Below are 1118 nucleotides of genomic sequence, written 5' to 3'. Positions count from 1 at the left end.
GGGGGGGCATCACGCCGCCCGCCGGAAAGGTCGGCGGGCGTATGGCTCGGCGGCGGTGTGGTAGCTGCGCTGGCCCTTGCGGGCTCCGCGGCGAGTGTGCCGTTCATCACGGCGGTGCGCACCGTCCGCATCCGGTGAGCGCCCCGCGGAGACCAGCGCATCTGCTGATTGGTGCCCATGCGCCGGTGCAGCAGGCGCTGGACCGTGCTTTCGGTCGGCGCCGTGGAGATGGCCTCGCCCCGGTGTCGGGCGGCGGCGTAGTCGATGATCAGGTCGGCCTGTCCGGCAACGTAGGTTTCCAGGGCGCGCAGCAGCGTTGCCACCTTCCGGGCCGGCGGGCTGTCGGCGGCTTTCAGGCTGGCGTCGAGGCCAGCCAGGAGGTCACCGATCAAGGTCAGCGCCCGTTCGGTCTGGCCGTGCCAGAGCCGCCAGCGCAGGCGCGTCACGGCGTCAGCCAACATCGTCGTCCGCTCCGCGGCGGCCGGCACCGCCGTGGCCCAGCCCTTGACGGCCTGCGCCACGTGCTGGACCCGCATCGATACGTGGAACCAGTCGAGGACGTTACGGGATCGGGCCGACGCTGGCCGCGGCGCCCAGCGACCGTGGACCCTCCGCGCCGTCGCTGAGGATGGTGACCGGTGTGGTCGCCGTCGCCCCCGGACGGCGCAAAACAGGATGGAGCTGCCGCACTTGCCGGTCGGCCTCGGCCGGCAGGCTGCTGAAAACGACCTCCCGCCCCTGATCGTTGCCCGCCCGCGCGAGCATCACCTCGAACGAGCGCACCTGATACGCCTCGATCGACTTCACATGCCCTGCGTCGATGGCCAGCGCGATCGCCGTTGCCGGGGCCGACGAACCCTCGTCCGGCGGGACGAGCGCCGCCCGTTCGAGCCGGGCGCCGACCCGAAGCGTGCGCCGGCGGATCGTCTCCACTTCCGGGGCCGTGTCCAACGGCAACAGCTCGGCCAGCAACGCTCGCGCCCGCCGGTAGGGCAGCGCGCTGCCCATCCCGGATAGAATGCGTTCGTACTCCGGGGGGCCGCGGTCGGGCATGATCTCGGCGACCGGGGTCAGGCTGCGCCGGCAGGCCACGCCGCAGCGGCAGGCGTCGAAGGGGA

At 72.7% G+C, this 1118-nt stretch carries 1 pseudogene; it reads right to left on the bottom strand.

The features are described 5' to 3' along the window. Positions 1 to 9 precede the first annotated feature (9 nt). Positions 10 to 1118 (bottom strand): annotated as a pseudogene (locus tag ACSVC7_RS32650) (ISKra4 family transposase); the annotation flags it as partial.

The sequence above is a fragment of the Azospirillum mesophilum genome (genome assembly GCF_053470405.2).
The sequence above is the reverse complement of the archived record's forward strand: the minus strand, read 5'-3'. Positions and strand labels throughout refer to the sequence as shown.